The sequence below is a fragment of the Citrobacter sp. KTE30 genome, assembly GCF_000398825.1.
GTDB lineage: Bacteria > Pseudomonadota > Gammaproteobacteria > Enterobacterales > Enterobacteriaceae > Citrobacter > Citrobacter freundii.
Genome location: NZ_KB976055.1, coordinates 827743 through 849344 on the forward strand (window position 1 = coordinate 827743; position 21602 = coordinate 849344).

20 protein-coding genes are annotated in these 21602 nt (G+C 52.5%); 9 read left to right on the top strand and 11 right to left on the bottom strand.

Annotated features, from left to right (window positions below; genetic code table 11):
• Positions 1-7: 7 nt before the first annotated feature.
• On the bottom strand, positions 8-1396 hold the full coding sequence (locus WC1_RS18905; protein WP_016149664.1) for a diguanylate cyclase: 1389 nt from the start codon (positions 1394-1396) through the stop codon (positions 8-10).
• Positions 1397-1475: 79 nt separating this feature from the next.
• Complete coding sequence (locus WC1_RS18900; RefSeq protein WP_016149665.1) at positions 1476-2108, bottom strand: LysE family transporter; 633 nt, start codon at positions 2106-2108, stop codon at positions 1476-1478.
• Between the two features lie 272 nt (positions 2109-2380).
• Here WC1_RS18900 and yahO point away from each other — a divergent pair, with 272 nt between their 5' ends.
• A complete protein-coding gene (gene yahO / locus WC1_RS18895; protein WP_003021310.1) occupies positions 2381-2656 on the top strand; it encodes a DUF1471 family periplasmic protein YahO in 276 nt (91 codons plus the stop codon).
• Positions 2657-2688: 32 nt separating this feature from the next.
• Here yahO and prpR read toward each other — a convergent pair whose 3' ends face one another.
• On the bottom strand, positions 2689-4299 hold the full coding sequence (gene prpR / locus WC1_RS18890; RefSeq protein ID WP_016149666.1) for a propionate catabolism operon regulatory protein PrpR: 1611 nt from the start codon (positions 4297-4299) through the stop codon (positions 2689-2691).
• 252 nt (positions 4300-4551) lie between these two features.
• On the opposite strand from prpR, the gene prpB reads away from it, so the two are divergent.
• From prpB to prpE, 4 genes are all read left to right on the top strand, one after another.
• A complete protein-coding gene (prpB, locus tag WC1_RS18885; RefSeq protein ID WP_003021316.1) occupies positions 4552-5433 on the top strand; it encodes a methylisocitrate lyase in 882 nt (293 codons plus the stop codon).
• 80 nt (positions 5434-5513) lie between these two features.
• The gene (gene prpC / locus WC1_RS18880) at positions 5514-6683 is read left to right on the top strand and encodes a bifunctional 2-methylcitrate synthase/citrate synthase (protein WP_016149667.1); all 1170 of its coding nucleotides are present in this window, start codon (positions 5514-5516) and stop codon (positions 6681-6683) included.
• Positions 6684-6846: 163 nt separating this feature from the next.
• Complete coding sequence (locus tag WC1_RS18875) at positions 6847-8298, top strand: bifunctional 2-methylcitrate dehydratase/aconitate hydratase (RefSeq protein WP_016149668.1); 1452 nt, start codon at positions 6847-6849, stop codon at positions 8296-8298.
• A gap of 40 nt (positions 8299-8338) precedes the next feature.
• Positions 8339-10225, top strand: coding sequence for a propionate--CoA ligase (gene prpE / locus WC1_RS18870; protein WP_003838664.1), 1887 nt, complete (start codon positions 8339-8341; stop codon positions 10223-10225).
• 44 nt (positions 10226-10269) lie between these two features.
• Here the strand turns inward: prpE and WC1_RS18865 are convergent, their stop codons facing one another.
• The 4 genes from WC1_RS18865 to WC1_RS18850 all read right to left on the bottom strand — a co-directional run bounded on the left by WC1_RS18865 (position 10270) and on the right by WC1_RS18850 (position 16289).
• Positions 10270-10542: a YceK/YidQ family lipoprotein gene (locus tag WC1_RS18865; RefSeq protein ID WP_003838662.1), complete on the bottom strand. Its 273-nt coding sequence runs from the start codon at positions 10540-10542 to the stop codon at positions 10270-10272.
• A gap of 154 nt (positions 10543-10696) precedes the next feature.
• Entirely contained in the window at positions 10697-11950 is a 1254-nt protein-coding gene (locus tag WC1_RS18860; RefSeq protein WP_003847667.1) for an MFS transporter, read from the bottom strand.
• 51 nt (positions 11951-12001) lie between these two features.
• Positions 12002-15085 carry a beta-galactosidase gene (locus tag WC1_RS18855; RefSeq protein WP_016149669.1) on the bottom strand — a complete coding sequence of 1028 codons (3084 nt, stop codon included), beginning with the start codon at positions 15083-15085 and terminating at the stop codon, positions 12002-12004.
• Positions 15086-15206: 121 nt separating this feature from the next.
• Positions 15207-16289 carry a LacI family DNA-binding transcriptional regulator gene (locus tag WC1_RS18850; protein WP_016149670.1) on the bottom strand — a complete coding sequence of 361 codons (1083 nt, stop codon included), beginning with the start codon at positions 16287-16289 and terminating at the stop codon, positions 15207-15209.
• Positions 16290-16453: 164 nt separating this feature from the next.
• Between WC1_RS18850 and WC1_RS18845 the strand changes: the two genes are divergently transcribed.
• Entirely contained in the window at positions 16454-17062 is a 609-nt protein-coding gene (locus tag WC1_RS18845; protein ID WP_016149671.1) for a class I SAM-dependent DNA methyltransferase, read from the top strand.
• Here WC1_RS18845 and WC1_RS18840 read toward each other — a convergent pair.
• Together WC1_RS18840 and WC1_RS18835 are read right to left on the bottom strand one after the other, a co-directional pair.
• Positions 17059-18009, bottom strand: coding sequence for a GlxA family transcriptional regulator (locus tag WC1_RS18840; protein ID WP_016149672.1), 951 nt, complete (start codon positions 18007-18009; stop codon positions 17059-17061). The two genes, WC1_RS18845 and WC1_RS18840, sit on opposite strands and share 4 nt — an antisense overlap.
• Before the next feature lie 18 nt (positions 18010-18027).
• Complete coding sequence (locus WC1_RS18835) at positions 18028-18804, bottom strand: MBL fold metallo-hydrolase (protein ID WP_003838652.1); 777 nt, start codon at positions 18802-18804, stop codon at positions 18028-18030.
• Between the two features lie 377 nt (positions 18805-19181).
• Here WC1_RS18835 and WC1_RS18830 point away from each other — a divergent pair, with 377 nt between their 5' ends.
• From WC1_RS18830 to WC1_RS18820, 3 genes are all read left to right on the top strand, one after another.
• Positions 19182-19427: a YmjA family protein gene (locus WC1_RS18830; RefSeq protein WP_003021350.1), complete on the top strand. Its 246-nt coding sequence runs from the start codon at positions 19182-19184 to the stop codon at positions 19425-19427.
• An 86-nt stretch (positions 19428-19513) separates the two neighbouring features.
• Positions 19514-19990: a cold-shock protein gene (locus WC1_RS18825; protein WP_003838649.1), complete on the top strand. Its 477-nt coding sequence runs from the start codon at positions 19514-19516 to the stop codon at positions 19988-19990.
• A gap of 237 nt (positions 19991-20227) precedes the next feature.
• Positions 20228-20659 (top strand): hypothetical protein, encoded by a 432-nt coding sequence (locus tag WC1_RS18820; protein ID WP_003838647.1) that lies wholly within the window; start codon positions 20228-20230, stop codon positions 20657-20659.
• Between the two features lie 82 nt (positions 20660-20741).
• Here the strand turns inward: WC1_RS18820 and WC1_RS18815 are convergent, their stop codons facing one another.
• On the bottom strand, positions 20742-21263 hold the full coding sequence (locus WC1_RS18815) for a hypothetical protein (protein WP_003838645.1): 522 nt from the start codon (positions 21261-21263) through the stop codon (positions 20742-20744).
• Between the two features lie 19 nt (positions 21264-21282).
• Positions 21283-21588 (bottom strand): putative quinol monooxygenase, encoded by a 306-nt coding sequence (locus tag WC1_RS18810; RefSeq protein ID WP_003838643.1) that lies wholly within the window; start codon positions 21586-21588, stop codon positions 21283-21285.
• Between the last annotated feature and the right edge of the window lie 14 nt (positions 21589-21602).

The following is a 21602-nucleotide window of genomic DNA, read 5'->3' on the forward strand; positions in this document are numbered from 1 at the left end:
GCAATGGTTATTCCTGATAAACCTCAACGCGGTCGCGACCATTACTTTTTGCCAGATAAAGTGCGCGATCGGCTTTATCAACCAGCTGTTTGTAGTCGGGATGATAATCATATTCGGCAATACCGATACTGACGGTAATAGAAAACGTTTCTGTCGCAGAGGCTGCCATGCGCATCTCAGCAATTTTCATGCGCAGCGTTTCCAGAATAATACTGGCCTGCGATTCATCTGACTCGACGAGCAGAATCATAAATTCTTCACCACCGTAGCGGAACACGTAATCGCTGCTACGGATATGTTCATAAATGACCGCTGCGACATTTTTGAGCGTCAGATCGCCGATATTATGCCCGAAGTTATCGTTAATTTGCTTGAAGTAGTCGATATCCAGCATCGCCAGGCTAAAAGGCTTACGCGCATGTAACGCCAGCGAGATTTCACGTCGCATGATGGTCGGAATAAAGCGGCGATTAAGCAACTGGGTCAGCGAATCTTTACCATTTTCCTGCTTAACCAGCGCCTCAAACATTGAAGCGAGCAGGAAATGGATTTTTGCCGACAGCTGGCGAACATCCTGTAATAAGCTCATCCGCTCGGGTTCTGTGGGCTGATGCTGAGGTGACAGGGTTGTCGTCAGACGGGTGTCGATCTCTGCAATCAGTGATTCCATTTCTTTGAGCAAATTGCTGTTGCCAAGAATATGTTTTCCCTTATGTGAGAACCACATACCAAAATCAGAGTTCGCCAGAAACACCATTTCACCGAAAGGCATTCCGGTAGCAATGTTATAGATAAACTGGTTTTCCCAGTCGGTAAACGAACGGATTTGCCGCTCGCGCTCGACGTTAACGTCATCGTAAATAGTCTGCAGACGATACTGCTCTTGTGTATGCAGGGAGTTTTGGTAGCTTGGGGAATAGGAGACGGTCATGGCCTCCAGCGCAGTATCCATTGCCAGACTGCTGAAACAGATAGCATTGCTCAGCAGGGAAGACGAGTCGTCAGCTTTGGTTTTCAACACCCGATACAGCTCATCTTTGAGCTTACGCGCGCCGCGGTTCACCAGATCGATGGGCAGACCGATACGGGCATGCACTACGCCAATTTTGCGTTGTTTGGCCAGCAACTGTGAGAGATCTTCGTGCGCGCTGCCGAGCACGCTGCGTAACCAGTCAAACATACTGCCGCTGAGGCGGGTACTGACCTGTTCTGTATTGAGGAACAATGCACTCTGGGCATGAGAGAGCATATAGTCATAAAAAATGGTCACTAAATGGTGGATCTCTTCATCGCTTAACGATGTGAGGAGCGTGTGAACGTCAGGCGATGTTTGTCGTATCAGCGCCTGCCATTCTGTAAGGAGTAATGTGTCGTTTACCGGTTCAATCTGTTCCATCTCGCTGCCACTCAACATGCGATTAAAAATTCAGGCAGTATTACGGACAATTACCTCACGATGGTCAAGTTAAACTCTCTTATCGATGGCTAATACCCTCATAAATAAGCCTGAGCGCGAAGACACCTATTATTGCGCCAATGACTCGGCTGGCAACGCATTGGATGCGACCATACGCCCGTCGCACTGCAGGCAAAGAAAATGCCTGGCTGAGAAAAATACGCCAGATAACGGAAGACAACACAATACCTGCCCAGGCCATCAGTCTGGCCCACGTAGGTGTGTCTGCGCTTAAGGTGACCGAGAAGATACTAATAAAAAACAGTACGGTTTGCGGGTTCGATAAATCCGTTAGTAATCCTCGGCGGAAAAATACATACCAGGGGGCGGAAATCGGCTGCTGTAGCGTGGGCATTTGCGGCGTGGCCTGATGGCGGATGCTGTTCCAGGCAAACCACAGCAGATAGACGCCGCCGACAATCTTAATCAATGAAAATATCTCTTCACACTGGGTGATTAGCGTTGCCATACCAAAAAGCCCAAGGCCGGAGTAAAACGCATCACCTAAGGCGACCCCCAGACCGGTCATCACACCTGCGCGTCGTCCGGATGCCAGGCTAGTTTGTACCACTACGAACAGATTTGCGCCGGGGTTAAAAAAGGTTAAAACAAACAGGCTAACAGTGAGTATGACGGCGTGTAACGGTTCCATAGGCAACCATTCCTCAAATATTCATAAAGTTAACACTATAATTTCAGCGAGCTGGCTGTTCTGAGGATCAACTCACACTGGCTATTGAAACTTTGATCTGGTTGATGTGCTGATACTCGACGGCCGGTTTTTCTGCGCTGCAAAATTTCTATATATTTCTGCTGAGTGTGGATTTTTTATCCAGGCTGGACTAGTTATTAATCATCCTTGAATCGCGTTATCTCATGTTCAGGGATCGATGATGGCGTCATAACAAAACCTGGAGCTGGTCTATGAAAACTGGAATTAAAGTACTTATTGGTGCGTTAGCTTTTGTCGTGACCAACGCATATGCCGCGGAGTTTATGACAAAGCTTGAGTTTGAAAAGGTTGAGTCGCAGTACACAAAAATCGGTGATATCTCAACGAGTAATGAAGTTTCTGTCGCAGATGCCAAAGAAGAACTGCTGAAGAAAGCCGAAGAGAAAGGTGCCGATGTTGTGGTATTAACTTCCGGTCAAACGGATAATAAGATCCATGGCACAGCCAATATCTACAAGAAAAAATAATACGCTGCTGTAAAAATCACTATTCCCGCCGGTCATTGTACCGGCGGGTTTTCTTTTAATCTGCGCCAGAACGTGGTTCTGCTAATTCCGAGATAGCGTGCAGCCGCGGTTTTATCACCATTGAATTGTGCCAACACCTGCTGCGGCGTCAGCAATGACGATGATTGTGGTGAGTCTGCAACAATGGCCAGTTCCGGTAATAGCTGTTGTAAAAAATCAACATTCAGCTCCGGCTGCGGCTCGACGCTTAAAAATAGCGCCAGGCGCTCCATCATATTACGCAGTTCGCGGATATTCCCCGGCCAGCCATAATTCAGTAACGTCGGCTGACTTAAACCCAGCCCCTTGCGTACTGGCTCAGAAAACGGCACATCCAGTTCCGCCAGCGACTGTTTTAAAAAACCTTCTGCCAGCGGCAGGATATCGGGCAAGCGCTCGCGTAGCGGCGGCAGCTTGAGGCGTAAAATGCTCAGGCGATAAAACAGATCGGTACGAAACTCCCCCTGTTTCATCTCCTGCTCCAGATTACAGTGTGTGGCGCTAATCACCCTGACATCGACCGGAATAGGCTGATGCCCACCGACTCGGGTGACCTCTTTTTCTTCCAGTACGCGCAGCAGCCGGGTTTGTAACGGCAGCGGCATCTCGCCTATCTCATCAAGAAAAAGGGTTCCGCCATGAGCAATTTCAAACAGGCCCGCGCGTCCTCCCCGACGAGAGCCGGTAAAGGCACCATCTTCATAGCCGAACAGCTCCGCTTCCAGCAATGATTCGGTGATTGCTCCGCAGTTGACGGCAACAAACGGCGGCGAGGGTTTACCGCGCCGATTCTCCTGACGAGTGAAAAACTCACGGTGAATGGCCTGTGCCGCCAGCTCTTTGCCCGTACCGGTTTCACCCTGAATTAGCACCGGCGCACGCGAGCGGGCGTAGAGCATAATGGTGTGTCGCACCTGTTCCATCTGCGCAGAATGACCGCGCATATCACCGAGCGCGTAGCGGGTGCGTAACGTATCGCCAGAAGCGTACTGACCGTTTCTACGCAGCGTCAGGCGGGTCATATCAAGCGCATCGACAAAGGCCTGGCGCACGGTGGCCGCCGAATAGATAAAGATGCCGGTCATACCTGCTTCTTCTGCCAGATCGGTAATCAATCCCGCACCAACTACCGCCTGCGTGCCGCCAGCCTTCAGCTCGTTGATTTGCCCGCGGGCATCTTCCTCGGTGATATAGCTGCGCTGTTCAAGCTGCAAATTAAAGGTTTTTTGAAAGGCGAGAAGCGCAGGAATGGTTTCCTGATAGGTAATGACGCCAATCGACGAGGTGAGCTTTCCTGCTTTTGCCAGCGCCTGTAGCACGTCAAATCCGCTGGGTTTAATCAGGATCACCGGGATCGATAAACGGCTTTTCAGATACGCCCCGTTGGAGCCAGCCGCAATAATGGCATCACAACGCTCGGTAGCCAGTTTTTTGCGGATATACGCCACCGCTTTTTCGAAACCAAGCTGAATGGGGGTGATGGTCGCCAGGTGGTCGAACTCCAGGCTGATGTCGCGAAACAGTTCGAACAGGCGCGTGACAGAAACCGTCCAGATAACCGGTTTGTCGTCGTTCACCCGCGGTGGAAGATGCGTATCAGCCATAACTAACCCAAAAAGTAAGGAACCGAGTATTAGGGTTTAGTTGTGTTTCATAAATGTTGCAATGAAACATGAAGGAACGTTTCATGAAACGATAGCTGACACGCTTTTGTGCAATAAAGATACAGTAACTTATATTAATATATTGTTTTTTAAGGGAAATATATAAATTAATTAAAAATTAAGGTCTTTGGCATACCCCTTGCTTTAAGTAAATCAACGAATGCTAACAAGTTGATAACAAGAGGACGGGATATGTCTCTACACTCCCCAGGGCTGGCGTTTCGCGCCGCGCTCAGCAAAGAAAATCCATTACAAATCGTGGGCACCATCAACGCCAATCACGCTCTGCTGGCCCAACGTGCCGGGTATCAGGCGATTTATCTCTCCGGCGGCGGCGTCGCTGCGGGGTCGCTGGGGCTGCCGGATCTCGGTATTTCAACCCTTGATGATGTGCTGACTGATATTCGTCGCATTACGGATGTTTGCCCGCTGCCATTGCTGGTGGATGCGGATATCGGGTTTGGATCGTCAGCGTTCAACGTGGCGCGTACCGTGAAGTCGATTTCCAAAGCGGGTGCTGCAGCGCTGCATATTGAAGATCAGATCGGCGCTAAGCGCTGCGGCCATCGCCCGAACAAAGCGATCGTCTCTAAAGAAGAGATGGTCGACAGGATCCGCGCCGCGGTGGATGCACGTACCGATCCCAACTTTGTCATCATGGCGCGGACCGATGCGCTGGCGGTGGAAGGGTTAGAGGCAGCCATCGATCGTGCCCAGGCGTACGTCGAAGCAGGCGCGGACATGCTGTTTCCGGAAGCCATCACCGAGCTTGCGATGTACCGCCAGTTTGCCGACGCGGTGCAGGTGCCGATCCTCGCCAACATTACCGAATTTGGCGCTACGCCGCTGTTCACCACCGATGAACTGCGCAGCGCTAACGTCGCGATGGCGCTGTATCCGCTGTCGGCTTTCCGCGCTATGAACCGTGCTGCGGAAAAGGTTTACAACGTGCTGCGTCAGGAAGGAACGCAAAAGAGCGTGATCGACATTATGCAGACGCGTAACGAGCTGTACGAAAGCATCAATTATTACCAGTTCGAAGAGAAACTCGACGCGCTGTATAGCAAAAAGTAACCGTCGTAGGCCGGATAAGGCACAGCCGCCATCCGGCAATAAATTTGTACCCTACATATTATAAAAATGACGAGGACAACATGAGCGACACAACGATCCTGCAAAATAGTACCCATGTCATTAAACCTAAAAAATCGGTTGCGCTGTCAGGCGTTGCCGCCGGAAATACCGCGCTGTGTACCGTAGGCAAAAGCGGTAACGACCTGCACTATCGTGGCTACGATATTCTCGACCTGGCGCAGCAGTGCGAATTTGAAGAAGTCGCGCATCTGCTGATCCACGGGAAATTACCCACCCGCGATGAACTCACCGCCTATAAAAGCAAACTCAAAGCGCTGCGCGGACTGCCTGCTAACGTACGCACCGTGCTGGAAGCGCTGCCTGCTGCCTCGCATCCGATGGATGTGATGCGCACCGGCGTCTCCGCGCTGGGCTGTACGCTGCCGGAAAAAGAAGGTCATACCGTCTCCGGCGCGCGCGATATTGCCGACAAGCTACTGGCATCGCTCAGTTCAATCCTTTTGTACTGGTATCACTACAGCCATAACGGCGAGCGTATTCAGCCGGAAACTGACGATGATTCCATTGGCGGTCACTTCCTGCACCTGCTGCATGGCGAAAAACCGTCGCGAAGCTGGGAAAAAGCGATGCATATTTCGCTGGTGCTGTACGCCGAGCACGAATTTAACGCCTCCACCTTTACCGGCCGCGTGATTGCCGGGACCGGTTCCGATATGTATTCCGCGATTATCGGCGCGATTGGCGCACTGCGTGGACCGAAACACGGCGGAGCGAATGAAGTGTCGCTGGAGATCCAACAGCGCTACGAAACACCGGACGAAGCCGAAGCGGATATCCGTAAACGCGTGGAAAACAAAGAAGTGGTGATTGGCTTTGGTCATCCGGTTTACACCATCGCTGATCCGCGCCATCAGGTGATCAAGCGCGTGGCGAAACAGCTTTCTCAGGAAGGTGGTTCGCTGAAAATGTACAACATCGCTGACCGTCTGGAAGACGTAATGTGGGAAACAAAAAAGATGTTCCCCAACCTCGACTGGTTCTCGGCGGTCTCTTACAACATGATGGGCGTTCCCACCGAAATGTTCACCCCGCTGTTTGTCATCGCCCGCGTCACCGGCTGGGCGGCGCACATCATCGAACAGCGCCAGGACAATAAAATTATCCGTCCTTCCGCCAACTATACCGGCCCGGAAGATCGCGAATTTGTCCCGATTGAAAAACGTTGCTAATTCAAAACCTCATACCCTAAATAATTCGAGTTGCATGAAGGCGGCAAGTGAGTGAATCCCCAGGAGCATAGCGAACTATGTGACTGGGGGGAGCGAGCGTAGCCAACGCGCATGCAGCTTGAAGTATGACGGGTATAAAGATAAAAAACAGGAAATGTACCCTATGTCCGCACATATTTCGAACGTCCGCCCCGAATTTGACCGTGAAATCGTTGATATCGTTGATTACGTCATGAACTACGAGATCACCTCGAAGGTGGCGTATGACACTGCGCATTATTGCCTGCTTGATACCTTAGGCTGCGGCCTCGAAGCGCTGGAATATCCGGCCTGTAAAAAACTGCTGGGGCCGGTCGTCCCAGGTACAGTGGTACCGAACGGCGTGCGCGTACCTGGCACCCAGTTCCAGCTCGACCCGGTGCAGGCGGCGTTTAACATCGGTGCGATGATCCGCTGGCTGGACTTCAACGATACCTGGCTTGCCGCTGAGTGGGGTCATCCTTCTGATAACCTCGGCGGTATTCTGGCCACGGCTGACTGGCTGTCGCGTAATGCGGTGGCGGTGGGGAAAGCGCCATTGACCATGAAAACGGTGCTGACCGGCATGATCAAAGCTCATGAGATTCAGGGCTGTATCGCGCTGGAAAACTCGTTTAACCGTGTTGGTCTCGATCACGTCCTGCTGGTAAAAGTGGCCTCCACGGCAGTGGTCGCTGAGATGCTTGGCCTGAACCGGGATGAAATTCTCAACGCCGTGTCGCTGGCGTGGGTCGACGGCCAGTCGCTGCGTACTTATCGCCATGCGCCAAATACCGGCACGCGTAAATCCTGGGCCGCAGGCGATGCGACCTCGCGCGCGGTACGTCTGGCATTGATGGCTAAAACCGGTGAGATGGGGTATCCGTCTGCGCTGACGGCGAAAACCTGGGGCTTCTATGACGTCTCTTTCAAAGGCGAATCTTTCCGCTTCCAGCGCCCGTACGGCTCTTATGTGATGGAAAACGTGCTGTTTAAAATCTCCTTCCCGGCCGAGTTCCACTCGCAGACCGCGGTAGAAGCGGCCATGACGCTGTACGAGCAGTTACAGGCCGCAGGTAAGACCGCTGCCGATATCGAAAAAGTGACCATTCGTACGCACGAAGCCTGTATCCGCATCATCGATAAAAAAGGCCCGCTGAATAACCCGGCGGACAGGGATCACTGTATCCAGTATATGGTGGCCATTCCGCTGCTGTTCGGGCGCTTAACGGCGGCAGATTACGAAGACGGCGTGGCGCAGGACAAACGCATTGATGCACTGCGCGAGAAGATCAACTGCTTCGAAGATCCAGCCTTTACCGCCGATTACCACGACCCTGAAAAACGCGCCATCGCCAACGCCATCACTCTGGAATTCACCGACGGCTCACGCTTTGAAGAAGTGGTAGTGGAATACCCAATCGGCCATGCGCGTCGTCGTACTGACGGCATGCCGAAGCTGGTCGAGAAGTTCAAAATCAACCTGGCGCGTCAGTTCCCGACCCGTCAGCAGCAGCGCATCCTGGATGTCTCCCTGGACAGAACTCGCCTGGAGCAGATGCCGGTCAATGAGTATATGGATCTCTTCATTATTTAAACCAGCGTGCAGCAAGGCGTAAGTTCAACAGGAGAGCATTATGTCTTATAGCGAGTTTTATCAACGTTCTATAACGCAACCGGAGTCGTTCTGGGCCGAGCAGGCCCAGCGTATTGACTGGCAGCAGCCGTATACGCAGGTACTGGACCACAGCAACCCGCCGTTTGCCCGCTGGTTTTGCGGCGGCACGACCAATCTGTGCCATAACGCCATCGACCGCTGGCTGGAGAAACAGCCTGACGCGCTGGCGCTGATTGCTGTGTCATCAGAAACCGAAGAAGAACGCACTTTTACCTTTCGTCAGCTGTATGACGAAGTGAACGTCGCGGCGGCGATGCTATTGTCGCTGGGCGTACAGCGTGGCGATCGGGTGCTGGTGTATATGCCGATGATCGCCGAGGCGCACATTACGCTGCTGGCCTGCGCACGCATTGGGGCAATTCATTCGGTGGTGTTCGGTGGTTTCGCCTCGCACAGCGTGGCGGCGCGCATCGACGACGCCAGACCGGTGGTTATCGTCTCGGCGGATGCCGGGGCGCGCGGGGGCAAGATCCTGCCGTATAAAAAGCTGCTCGATGATGCGATCGAACAGGCGCAGCACCGACCGCGTCATGTGGTGCTGGTCGATCGTGGTCTGGCGAAAATGGCGCGGGTCGAGGGACGTGACCTCGACTTTGCCGCCCTGCGCCAACAGCATCTCGGCGCGCGGGTACCAGTTGTCTGGCTGGAATCAAACGAAACATCCTGCATTCTCTATACCTCCGGGACAACCGGTAAACCGAAAGGCGTCCAGCGCGACGTTGGCGGCTATGCGGTCGCGCTGGCGACCTCGATGGACACCATTTTCGGCGGTAAAGCGGGCGGCGTGTTCTTCTGCGCGTCGGATATCGGCTGGGTAGTTGGGCATTCGTATATCGTGTATGCCCCGCTGCTGGCGGGGATGGCGACGGTGGTTTACGAAGGTCTGCCAACGTATCCGGACTGTGGTGTATGGTGGAAAATTGTTGAGAAATATCAGGTCTGCCGGATGTTCTCCGCCCCGACCGCCATCCGCGTGCTGAAGAAATTCCCGACCGCGCAAATCCGTAATCACGATCTCTCCTCGCTGGAGGTGTTGTATCTGGCGGGGGAACCGCTGGACGAACCAACCGCCAGTTGGGTAACAGAAACGCTGGGCGTCCCGGTTATCGATAACTACTGGCAGACCGAATCCGGCTGGCCGATTATGGCAATTGCCCGCGGGCTGGACGACAGGCCGTCGCGTCTGGGCAGTCCCGGCGTGCCGATGTACGGCTACAACGTACAACTGCTCAATGAGGTGACCGGTGAACCTTGTGCGGCGAATGAGAAGGGTATGCTGGTGATTGAAGGGCCGCTGCCGCCGGGCTGTATCCAGACTATCTGGGGGGATGATGCGCGGTTTGTGAATACCTACTGGTCGCTGTTTTCTCGCCAGGTGTACGCCACCTTTGACTGGGGCATTCGTGACGCTGACGGCTATTACTTCATACTTGGCCGTACGGATGACGTGATAAACGTGGCAGGACACCGGTTGGGGACGCGAGAGATCGAGGAGAGTATTTCCAGCTATCCGAACGTTGCGGAAGTGGCGGTAGTCGGCGTGAAGGACGCGCTGAAGGGGCAGGTAGCGGTCGCGTTTGTTATTCCGAAACAAAGCGACAGCCTTGAAGATCGCGACATCGCACATTCGGAAGAGAAGGCGATTATGGCGCTGGTGGACAGCCAGATTGGCAACTTTGGCCGTCCGGCACACGTCTGGTTTGTGTCGCAGTTGCCGAAAACACGTTCCGGTAAAATGCTCAGACGGACGATCCAGGCGATCTGCGAAGGCCGCGATCCCGGCGATCTGACGACCATTGACGATCCCGCGTCGCTGCAGCAAATCCGTCAGGCGATCGAGGAGTAACATCGTGTGATGCCCGGTGGCGCGATGCTTACCGGGCCTACGTTCTAATCCACTTTCTTATACGGCCCGTGATAGTAATCAAACGGCGCATAAACCGTATCGGCCACGAACGATAACGGCACATCAACAAACAACAGCGCTAAATCGAAATAGTTATAATCGTAAGCGCCTGGGTTTTTTAGTTTATCAATATCATGATGCATACCCACGTAATAGGTATCTGAATTCTCGCCTGCCGTGCGTGCATCAATGCTGCCACATCCTGAAAGTAGTGCGCTGATAAAGAGCGCCGTTACCGCAATTGTCTTTCTGCTCATGCTATGACCTGGCTTCTCACCCCGTTTTACCATAACGGTAAAAAAGCGGTTTGTTGCCCGCAGAACTTAAACCTCCAGGTCAGGATGGTCGTGTGAAGATGACGCGTTGTAGGCCGGATAAACCACGTGATTGGGGCATCCGGCAAAGATGCTTTTACAGCGCGACGCTTTCGCGACGACGCAGCAGGGAAAACGGCCCCGGCCCACTTAGGGTAAATACGGAAATCAGCGTGAAGCTCAGCGCAATGATCCCCAGCACCAGATAAGCTCCCTGGAAACCAATACTTTCATACATTTTTCCGGCCAGAACTGACATGAAAATCATTGCTAACTGTTTGAAGAAGCAGAAACACACCAGATAAATCGTCGCCGAGAAACGCACTTCAAACTGACTGGTGATGTATTTGAAGCAACCGACGATCAGGAACGGTATCTCAAACATATGCAACGTTTTGAGAATAACGACTTCCAGCGCAGTGGTGGCGAATGAGGAGCCAATAATCCTTACCGACATGATCGTACCTGCCAGCAGCAGGGCGTTCTTGCCGCCGATGCGATTCACAATCAGCGGCGCAAAGAACATGATTGAGGCGTTGAGTAATTCTCCCATCGTCGTGACGTAGCCAAACACGCGGGTACCCTGTTCGCCGGTGGCAAAGAACGAGGTAAAGAAGTTGGCGAACTGCTGGTCAAACACATCGTAAGTACAGGAAACGCCAACTACGTACAGGGAAAGGAACCAAAGTTTTGGTTGTTTAAATAACTCCAGCGCCAGCTTCAGGCTGAATGCCGAGTTATTGGCGCCTACCGCATCCGCGACTTTTGCAGAAGAGGGGGCATCTGTTTTTGAAAATAACAGCAGCAATGCCAAAATGACCGCGCAGCCGGAGCCTAACCAAAAGACAAATTGGTTATTGATGGTGAACATAATGCCGGCAATCGAGGCGCACAGCGCCCAGCCCACGCAACCAAACATGCGCGCGCGACCAAATTCAAAGTTGCTTCGGCGGCTGGCTTTTTCAATATAGGCTTCAATCGCCGGAGCGCCGGCATTGTAAATAAAGCCAAGGTAAATCCCACCGACAATTGAACCCAGTAAAATATTAACTTGTAATAACGGACCAAAAACGTAAATAAAGAACGGGGCAAACATTACCAGCATGCCGGTAATTACCCACAGTAGATGTTTACGCAGGCCAAGCTTGTCGGATAGTAGTCCGAAAATTGGCTGGAATAACAAAGAAAACAGTGAGATACAGGCGAAGATGATGCCGGTGTCGCCTTTGCTGATATGGTTTACCTCGTGTAACCAGATAGGGAAGAATGGGAAATACGCACCCATAATAAAAAAGTAAAAGAAGAAGAAAAAGCCGAACATCCAAAAGTTAGTGTTTTTTAAATAATACATAACAGACTTCCTATAAATGCGGGCAGGTTTGGGCCTGCCCAACTTATATTATTATTTTTGGCCCCAGACGAACTGGAAGTGGTAGCGTCCGGCGCTCAGCAGAAATTCCGGCGACACGGAAGGGCTCCACGAATCATCGCCGCCAACGCCCATATGGAAGCCATCAATATTGAGCCAGGTGCCCGCCTCAGGCTGCAGCAAATGGCGGTGGCTGGTTGCCATCAGTTGCTGCTGGCTAAAGCGGCTGATGTTGAACAGGAAGTCCCCACGCCACTGGTGCGCGCCGTAGTGCAGTTCGCGCGTGCCGCAGCGCAGACCGTTTTCACTTGGGAAAACATACGGGGTGTACATCTCATCAAGCGACAGATCCCAGCGATCAAAACAGGCGGCGCCCAGACGGTCCGGGTAGTTCTCATGTGGACCGAGACCTAACCAGTTCACTCGCTCTGCGATCTGCACTAACTGGCAGCTCAGGCCGATGCGGGCCGGATGCGGCGTACCACTGGCAACGTCGACATCCACCGTTATCTGCATTTCACCCTTGCCGTCAATGCGGTAGCTTTTTCGGCTAATGAACAGCGTTTCGCCCTGATACTGCCACGCATGTTCAGTGGTGATCAGTACCGCATCGCTCAGCGTGTCGGCAGCACAGTGCAGTAACGTTGCTTCAGCCTGATAGTGACCGGCGGCCTTCCAGCGTTCGACCCAGGCGTTCGGGTCGATGCGGGTTGACTCGCTCACGCCGATGTCGTTGTCCAGCGGGGCGCGGGTGAACTGGTCAGTAAGCGGAGTTAACAGTTGGGCTGAATCGCCAATCCAGTACTGTGTCAGCAGGCCAGACTGACGGTCGAATTGCCAGCGCTTGTTGTCGTTCTCAACGGTAAAGACATTTTCGCTCACATTGAGCTGTGGCGCGGTGCGGGCAGACGGCAGTTGCGTCAGGCTGAGCTTCTCTTGAAGCTTCCATTGCTGCCAGGCGCTGATGTGCCCGGCGTCTGACCACGCGGTTGCCTGAGGTTGTTCTACGCGTACCGTCAGCCACAGCTGACCTGCGGTTTCCGGCATCGGGACATCTGGCAGGGTAATCACCTGGCGACCCTGTGGAGCGATATCCAGAACGATTTCTCCGGCGGCCAGCGGGTTGCCGTCCTGGGCAATAGACCAGTGCAGAACTTCGTTATCGCTGCGGCGGAACAGATATTCGCTGGTCACTTCAATCTGGTGTTCAGTGCCCGGCAGTAACGTGAACTGGAAAAACTGCTGTTCATGTTTGGCCTCGTATAACGCCGGGTGTGGGGTGCGATCGGCGAACACCAGCCCGTTCATGCAAAACTGACGATCGTTAGGCGTGTCGCCAAAATCGCCACCGTAGGCTGACCATGCTTTGCCGTTCTCATCATATTTGGTCAGAGACTGATCCACCCAGTCCCAGACAAATCCGCCCTGCAGGCGCGGATACTGACGGAACGCTTGCCAGTATTTGGCAAAGCCACCGAAACTGTTGCCCATGGCGTGGGCATATTCACAAAGGATCAGCGGACGCTGCTCGCCGGGCATCGACAGCCACTTTTTAATCGACCATTTGGGGACGGCGGGGAAGGGTTGATCCTGATCGACGCGGGCGTACATCGGGCAAATAATATCGGTCGCTGCGGTATTTGCACCGCCGCCTTCATATTGTACCGGGCGTGACGGGTCTTCTGATTTTATCCAGCGGTAGAGCGCGTCGTGATTGACGCCATGGCCGGATTCATTGCCCAGAGACCAGATGATAATGCTCGGATGGTTGCGATCGCGCTGCACCATGCGCGTGACGCGCTGGCTCATGGCAGGCAACCATGCGGGATCGTCGGTGAGGCGATTCATCGGCACCATGCCGTGGGTTTCAATATTGGCTTCGTCGACGACATACAGGCCGTAGCGATCGCACAGGGTGTACCACAGCGGGTGATTTGGGTAATGGGAGCAGCGCACGGCGTTGAAGTTATTCTGCTTCATCAGGATGATGTCTTGTACCATCGTCGCCTCATCCATCACCTGGCCGTTGATCGGATGGTGCTCATGGCGGTTGGTACCGCGAATCAACAGCGGCTTACCATTGAGTAACAGTAGTCCGTTTTCAATGCAAACCTGACGAAAGCCGACGTCACAGGCCTCCGCTTCTATCAGCGCTCCGTCCGCGGTGCGCAACTGCACAACGGCGCGGTACAGATTGGGCGTTTCGGCACTCCACAGAGCCGGTTTTTCGACGTTCAGACACAGAGTCACCCGGTCATGATAAGCACCGCGTTCATCAATAATCTCACTGCCGAGTGGGGAGTTCGTTTCGGCTGTGAGCGTTTCCCCCTCCCACAATTGCAGGGCTACGCGTAAATCTTCGCTCGCGTTGCCCGCTACTCTGATTTCCACTGCCAGCGTGGCGCGGCTGAAGTCGTCGTTAAACCGGGTATTAATGCGCAGGTCGCGAATTTGCGTTGTGGGCTTATGCAGCAAAGATACGTCGCGAAAAATACCGCTCATGCGCCACATATCCTGGTCTTCCAGATAGCTGCCATCGCTCCAGCGCAGCACCATCACCGCCAGACGGTTTTCGCCATGCTGCAGATAATCGCTAAGATCGAATTCAGATGGCAGGCGGCTGTCCTGTCCGTAGCCGACCCAGCGGCCGTTGCACCACAAATGAAATGCGGAGTTCACGCCGTCAAAAATAATGCGCGTCTGACCCTCATCTAACCAGGCATCGTCAATATGAAATGTGAGCGAGTAACATCCCGTCGGGTTCTGTGCCGGAACGTACGGAGGGTTAACCGGGATTGGGTAGGTGACGTTGGTATAAATTGGCGCATCGTAACCGTCCATCTGCCAGTTCGAGGGGACGTTGACAGTATCAGCTTGTGGCAGATCGCTTGTCAGCCAGCTTTCCGGCACAGCCTCCGGCGCGGCAAACCAGGCAAATTGCCACTGGCCATTAAGCGAGCGTAACTGACTTGAACGCTGATTCGTACGTGCGTCATCTGCTGAACGCCAGCTACAGAACGGTGGATGCGCCTCCAGGCGGTTGAGCTGCGTGACGCCGGGATTTTCCCAGTCACGGCGGGCCAGAACAGCGGAGAGTGAATCTGTGTTCAGGTTCATAACGGTATCCTGTTTGAATTTGTTATTCGCTCACAATTTCAATCAAAATACGGATAAGCGATCCCAACTGTAAAGGCTGGGGCGTTCAATGAGTGAACTCACTCACACAATTGTTGTGCGTTCACAATTTGGGGGCGAGCTGAGAAACTTGCCGCGCGAGCTGGATCAATGAATCGGCCAGCGCCTGGGGAGAGATAGTTTGCGTATTGGGTGGCAGAACCGTTTTGCGCTTAACCAGGGTGACGGGCAGCAGTTGGTTGCCCACGGTTGATTCGCCACGGGGAAGTTGCAGCAGCCTGTCGACGCTGGTTTCACCCAATAACGGAAAATCCTGCCTGATGGTGGTCAGCGGTGGAATGTAGCAGGCGCTGTCTTCGGTATCATCGTAGCCAATCACCGAGATATCTACCGCCACCCGCAGACCGAACTCGCTGATTGCGCGCATCGCGCCCAGCGCCATTTGATCGTTGGCGACCAGCATGGCGGTAGGGAGGTTACCGTTATTCAGCATATGCATCGTTTGCTGAAAACCAGACATCGCGCTCCAGTCGCCTTCCAGCTCCACAACGGGTTGTAGCTGGTAATGTGCCAGATACTTGTGCCAGCCCGAACGGCGAAGCCTTGCCGAAACGGAAGTGTGCGGTCCGCTCAGCAGGGCGATACGCTGATGTCCGTACTGCACCAGATGTTCAACGCCGAGGCGCGCGCCGTCGTCATGCGAGAAAATCACGCTGTTAATTGGCGTCAGGTCAGAGACATCGAGAAACAGCACCGGCACCGTACCGCAGGCGGCGGCCACGGCAATGGCGTCTTCTTCATCCAGCGGATAGTTGATGATAAGCCCGGTTACGCGCTGAGAAAGCAGGTTGTGGACCGCGGCTTTACATGCCTCAACGCCGCTGCGCTCGACCATGGCGATCACCACGCTGGCACCGGACTGGTCGGCACGGGATTTTATGGCGGCAACGATTTGTGAGGGGGCATGCAGGGCAAGGTTCGCCGTCACAACGCCAATCAGCGGCGTCTGTTTGCCAGCCAACTGCTGTGCGACGCGGTTAGGGATGTAATTGAGTTCCGCCATCGCGGCCTCAACTTTTTGTCGGGTTTTTGCGGAAACGTGGCTGGCCTGATTAACGACGCGCGAGACGGTCTGGTAAGAGACACCTGCATGGTCTGCCACATCGTATAGCGTTACCGGTTTCACGTTTATCACCCCTGTCATGACGTTATCTGCGCGCTATGATGCCACAGCGGGACGGTTTTGGGGGATTTACGCATAGGTTCTGCGAGGCGCATTCCAGGGTTGCGGATCGTGTGCTGGAGCATTTATCGTCGTTCTTCTTAACAGAAGAAAAAAGTGAGGACATTGTGAGCGACTCTGCGGCAAATAATATTCTGTCCATCTACCGACGTCATGCGGATGCCTTTGCCAGCCAGCGCTCGCGCACCTTGTTCGAGAAAAGCTGGCTCGATAAATTCATTTCCGTGATGGGCGGGCAGGGCAGCATTGTGGATATTGGCTGCGGCAACGGCCAGCCGATTGCCGGTTATTTTATCCAGCAAGGTTTGCGGCTTACCGGCGTTGATGGTTCCCCGGCGATGCTGGCGCGGGCCCGAAACACTTTTCCCGCACAGCGCTGGCTGGAGCAGGATATGCGCGAACTGGCACTCAATGAGACTTTCGATGGTCTGATCGCCTGGGACAGTTTTTTCCATTTAACTCAGCAGGACCAGCAAAAGATGTTCCCGATTTTTGACCGCCTCAGCCATCCCGGCAGCGCGCTGATGTTTACCAGCGGTACGGACAATGGCATCGCGATGGGGCAATTTGAGGGTGAGCCGCTGTTTCACGCCAGCCTCGCGCCGGACGAATACCGCGCATTGCTGTCAGCGCATGGCTTTGCGGTGGTCGAGATGGTGATGGAAGATCCGCACTGCGCCGGGCACACTGTCTGGCTGGCGCAAAAAAGAGGCTAATCGCCGCGAAAGGTTTTACGCCATTCAGCCGGGCTAACACCAAAGTGGGATTTAAAATGCTGACGCCAGGTGACAGGCGACTGAAAACCAACCTGTTCTGCAATGCGTTCAACGGGTAACTGGCTGGACTCCAGCAACGTCTGGCTACGGCGCAGGCGCTCGGCAATCAACCATTCGGCTACGCTTGACCCGGTGGCCTTCATAAAATGACGAGTGAGGGTACGACGGCTCATCATCACTCGCTGCGCCAGCTCGTCGAGATTATGCGGTTCGTGGAGATGCTGGCGCAAATAGTCGAGCAGGGCGTTGATGCGCTGATCCTGGGTATTTTTCGCTACCGGTTGTTCGATAAACTGTGCCTGGCCGCCCTCGCGATGTGGCGGCACAATCATCCGTCGGGCAATCTGATTCGCCACCGTGCTGCCAAAACGCTGGCGGATGACGTACAGGCAGCAATCCAGCGCGGCGGCGGTCCCTGCCGAGGTAATAATACCGTCGTCATCCACGTATAGCGCGTTGATATCCAGACGGGCCGCCGGAAAGCGCGCCTGAAAATCCTGCTCGAACTCCCAGTGCGTAGCTGCCCGTTTGCCATCCAGCAGACCGGCATAGCCGAGAACAAACGCGCCCAGACATAACCCAACAATTTGCGCGCCGTTTTGTCGTGCGCGGTTGAGCGCATCAAGCAGGCTTTGTGGTGGTCGATGTGTCGTGGTGCCCCACCAGGGGATCACTACAATGTCGGCGGCCTCCACTGCTTCATAGCCGTAGGCTGCGGTAATGGCGAAGCCATCCTGCGAGGAAACGATGCCCGGCTGTTCGGCGCACAGTTGCACCTCAAAGCGCTTTTTCGCCGCCACTTTGTCACTGAAAATAATGCACGGCACTGAGAAGTGAAACGGGCTGAAATCTTCCACGGCGACAATGGCGACGTTAAGCGGTTGCATACGATTCCTCTGTGGAGTTTAAAACGTCAGGGTTTCGCCATCTTCCGGCACGTTAATGAATTGCGCAATCTGGTTGTCGCGGGCGTACTCTTTCAAGGCCGCGCGGGTCAGCAGACAGTGGTTAATCGCCTCCATGTGGGTCGCCACAATTTGTGCCTCAGGTAGTACGAAGTGGGTTTTTAGCACATCTTCCGCGCCCATGATAATTGGGCCAAACCCGATAACGTGGGCAAAGCCTGCGTTCAGAATGACCACGCCTGGTTGAAAAGTCCGCATGTTGGTTTCCACCTCGTCGCGCCAAATGGTGTCCCCGACCAGATACAGCGTTTTTTCCGCCGGATGCTGGAAGATAACCCCGCAGGCATCACCCAGACGCTCAGCCATTTGCGGGATGGCGTAAGCGCGATCCGAACCGTGCTGGCCGCCGGTTTTACGCAGGGTGATATCACCAAGCGCGGTGTTTTGCGTCAGTACGGTCAGTTGCGTGAAACCTTGTTCCCGCAGTACCTGCGCATCGCGATCGTTTTGCACATAAATCGGTTTGTCTTTCGGCACGACACGAGCCGCTGCTTCATCCCAGTGGTCTTCATGCAGATGGGTCACGATCAGCGCATCAACGTTGAGCAGCCTGTCGATATCGACAGGCAGATCAACGGTCGGGTTGCGGATCTCGGCGCGAGCCGTTCCGGCAAAGCCCGGATAAGTACCTTTATCCGCCAGCATCGGATCAATCAGAAAAGTTTTACCGCCAAAGGTGATGTGCTGCGTGGCGTTACGGATTTGTGTGATGTTCATGATGTTTGCTCCACGTGTTGGATCAGTGGTGTCATCGTAGAGTGTTGTCCAGAAGATGAATGTGGGCAAATGGGCGACTAGCGATGGGATTGGGCCAATAGCAGATTACATATATCAATTATGTAATTAAAGTAATTTAATATTTCCTTTGTGACTCGTTATTTAATTTGCTGCCATTATATCGAAATGAATAAGAGTGCTGTTACTTAAATACGGAAAAATTTATTAAATACGAAGCGGTGCCAGAAAACATTATTGATATATGTAATGCATAGTGACCAATAAAACAGATCGCGAACCATGAAATAAGAATGCTATCATTCACATCAGACGCGGCAGGCAACTGCTGGCACACGCATATCCCCCCGGAGCAACTGATGAACAACGACATTCCGCTTAAATATTATGATATCGCCGACGAGTACGCGACCGAGGCCGCAAAGCCGGTGAGCGACACAGAACGTGACGCGCTGGCGCACTACTTCCAGCAGTTGATTACCCGTTTGATGAACAACGAAGAGATCAGCGAAGAAGCGCAGCAGGAGATGGCAACCGTGGCCGGTGTCGACGCTCAGCGTATCGATGATATCGCGGAGTTCCTCAATCGTTGGGGTAACGAGTAGCCAAAGGTATGGCCTGTGTTTTACACTGCGCGCAAATTGAGTAGGTATACTCTACGAGTAATAGGTTTAATCAGGCGGAAACAGCAATGAACGGAACAATCACAACGTGGTTTAAAGATAAAGGCTTTGGATTTATCAAAGATGAAAACGGCGACAATCGCTATTTTCATGTGATTAAGGTTGCTAATCCTGAGCTGATCAAGAAAGACGCGGCGGTGACTTTTGAGCCCACCACCAATAACAAAGGCTTGTCTGCCTACGCGGTAAAAGTCATACCAGACAGCAAGTACATCTATATCGCAGGCGAGCGTCTGAAGCTCACCTCGATCAAGTCATTTCTGGTCTACAGCGAAGAAGTCCCTGCCGAGACCCGTATCGACAAAGAAAATGCAGTGTTGTCTGTCGGCGTGCTGATGAACAGCATCCGACCAAAATCAGACGTGAAGCCTGGTGAAATGCGCACGCTGAAAAAGCTGGCTATCACCACCTTCCAGGGCACGACGCTGATTTTCTCTGAAGATGAAATCGACATTGACGAGACGGTGAAACTGCTTAAGGTCTGAAGCCCATTCAGAGTGAATGAATGCCGAAACACTGCTCTTTTCAGAGCGGGTTTCGGTTTAGTATTGTGTGAATGGGTTGAAATAAGAATAGCTTTCTTTGACAACCCTAATCACACTTGCAGCAGCATAAGAATGCTTTTGATTATATTGAATTGTTTTGTAAGCATTCCAGATGATACAGTTATCCCGAAAGTGACTAAACCGAGGTCTGATGCTTACCTCATTATGAGGACATAAATGTCTGTCGGAATTGATCACTTCGTAATGAGTTTATATGAATTTTTCGGGCGAAAGATGAAAATATATAAAATAGTGATCATTATAGCGGGTTTGTTTGTTTTGCAGGGTTGTGATAGTCAGGAAACGAAAGTTAAAAAATTACTAAAGTGTGGTTTGGCAGTTAATGAGATAGGTAATTCCCTGGCACAAGAAAATTACGAAAAAAACGGTGTCACGGCCATATTTGGCCGCTCACCACCGCATATTAGCTCTTATGACATGATGAGAATAGGTCAGGATGCCAGAGATGAGTTATGGATGAATGGCCGAAACCGTAGAGGAGAGGCCCAAAGAATAATTGAAGAGTATGAAGAGAGCTACTGTGTTGACATACACCAGGTTCCGGATGATGAAAATATTAAAAAATTAAAATTGATGTTGCGATTATGAAAAGCAGAAGGAGAGACTATTGACGCCACTCTTTATTGATATGGCCCTGGCCTCTTTACAAGAGACCAGGTTCAGCATCTGGCTACTTAAGCTTGCCTCGTAATCCTTCATAGACATCCAGTGCTTTCTGCACATTTGCCTCGTCCATCGATATCTCTGAGAAGTCGATAAACCAGGTACCGGAGCTATGTTTATTAATGACAAAGAGCTTTTTGCTCTGAACAACACGATACTCAACATCGTATTCTTTGTTAAACGTTGAGCCTGTATCAGGAATGGTGAACGTTGTTGTTACACCTGAATCATTTGGATCCCATTTTAAGAAGCCAGAATAAAGTGTGATCCAGTTTTCAAGATTGCTTTTCGTGACATAGCCGAATTGGGTAACCACATTACCGCCGTTATAAATAACGATCATTGCATAATCGCCATCGTCGTCGAGGCGTAAAGTCCCATGGAAAGCATCATTATATTTAGGATCTTTTGGCAGCTGAATATCGATGCCCGTTTTGTACTGTGTCCAGGGGTAGTAAAAGGCTGGTTTGCCTGGTGTGGAGCATCCTGTTAAAAACATAATTAATAGTAAACCAAGTACTTTCTTCATTACCTATCCTATTTCTTAATTATGATGTGACCGTTGGATTTACCACGCCATCCATCAATATGTAACGTGCTTCCTGTCGTGTGTATTGATCAATTAACGGTACAAGTCGTCGGAAATGCTCACTGGCACAATGTTCATCGAGAGCCGCGTGGTTTGGCCATTCTTCGATAAAAATAAAATGACCCGGATCTTTTTCATCAATATAGAGGTCGTAAGCAATACAATGCGGTTCTTTCTTCGTTGCCGATATTAGCTCACGATACAACGGGAGAACGGTTTCAATAAACTCAGGTTTGATGAAATCTTCGGCAATGACCTTTAACACGCAGCCTCCTGGCA

Bases quoted from the DNA above. Each gene is read 5' to 3' on its own strand.
- WC1_RS18815 (WP_003838645.1), bottom strand. From the start codon at position 21,263: ATGAAGAAAGTACTTGGTTTACTATTAATTATGTTTTTAACAGGATGC.
- prpE (WP_003838664.1), top strand. From the start codon at position 8,339: ATGTCTTATAGCGAGTTTTATCAACGTTCTATAACGCAACCGGAGTCG.
- prpB (WP_003021316.1), top strand. From the start codon at position 4,552: ATGTCTCTACACTCCCCAGGGCTGGCGTTTCGCGCCGCGCTCAGCAAA.
- WC1_RS18855 (WP_016149669.1), bottom strand. From the start codon at position 15,085: ATGAACCTGAACACAGATTCACTCTCCGCTGTTCTGGCCCGCCGTGAC.
- prpR (WP_016149666.1), bottom strand. From the start codon at position 4,299: ATGGCTGATACGCATCTTCCACCGCGGGTGAACGACGACAAACCGGTT.
- WC1_RS18825 (WP_003838649.1), top strand. From the start codon at position 19,514: ATGAACGGAACAATCACAACGTGGTTTAAAGATAAAGGCTTTGGATTT.
- WC1_RS18900 (WP_016149665.1), bottom strand. From the start codon at position 2,108: ATGGAACCGTTACACGCCGTCATACTCACTGTTAGCCTGTTTGTTTTA.
- WC1_RS18840 (WP_016149672.1), bottom strand. From the start codon at position 18,009: ATGCAACCGCTTAACGTCGCCATTGTCGCCGTGGAAGATTTCAGCCCG.
- WC1_RS18905 (WP_016149664.1), bottom strand. From the start codon at position 1,396: ATGGAACAGATTGAACCGGTAAACGACACATTACTCCTTACAGAATGG.
- WC1_RS18875 (WP_016149668.1), top strand. From the start codon at position 6,847: ATGTCCGCACATATTTCGAACGTCCGCCCCGAATTTGACCGTGAAATC.
- WC1_RS18860 (WP_003847667.1), bottom strand. From the start codon at position 11,950: ATGTATTATTTAAAAAACACTAACTTTTGGATGTTCGGCTTTTTCTTC.
- yahO (WP_003021310.1), top strand. From the start codon at position 2,381: ATGAAAACTGGAATTAAAGTACTTATTGGTGCGTTAGCTTTTGTCGTG.
- WC1_RS18835 (WP_003838652.1), bottom strand. From the start codon at position 18,804: ATGAACATCACACAAATCCGTAACGCCACGCAGCACATCACCTTTGGC.
- WC1_RS18820 (WP_003838647.1), top strand. From the start codon at position 20,228: ATGTCTGTCGGAATTGATCACTTCGTAATGAGTTTATATGAATTTTTC.
- WC1_RS18865 (WP_003838662.1), bottom strand. From the start codon at position 10,542: ATGAGCAGAAAGACAATTGCGGTAACGGCGCTCTTTATCAGCGCACTA.
- prpC (WP_016149667.1), top strand. From the start codon at position 5,514: ATGAGCGACACAACGATCCTGCAAAATAGTACCCATGTCATTAAACCT.
- WC1_RS18830 (WP_003021350.1), top strand. From the start codon at position 19,182: ATGAACAACGACATTCCGCTTAAATATTATGATATCGCCGACGAGTAC.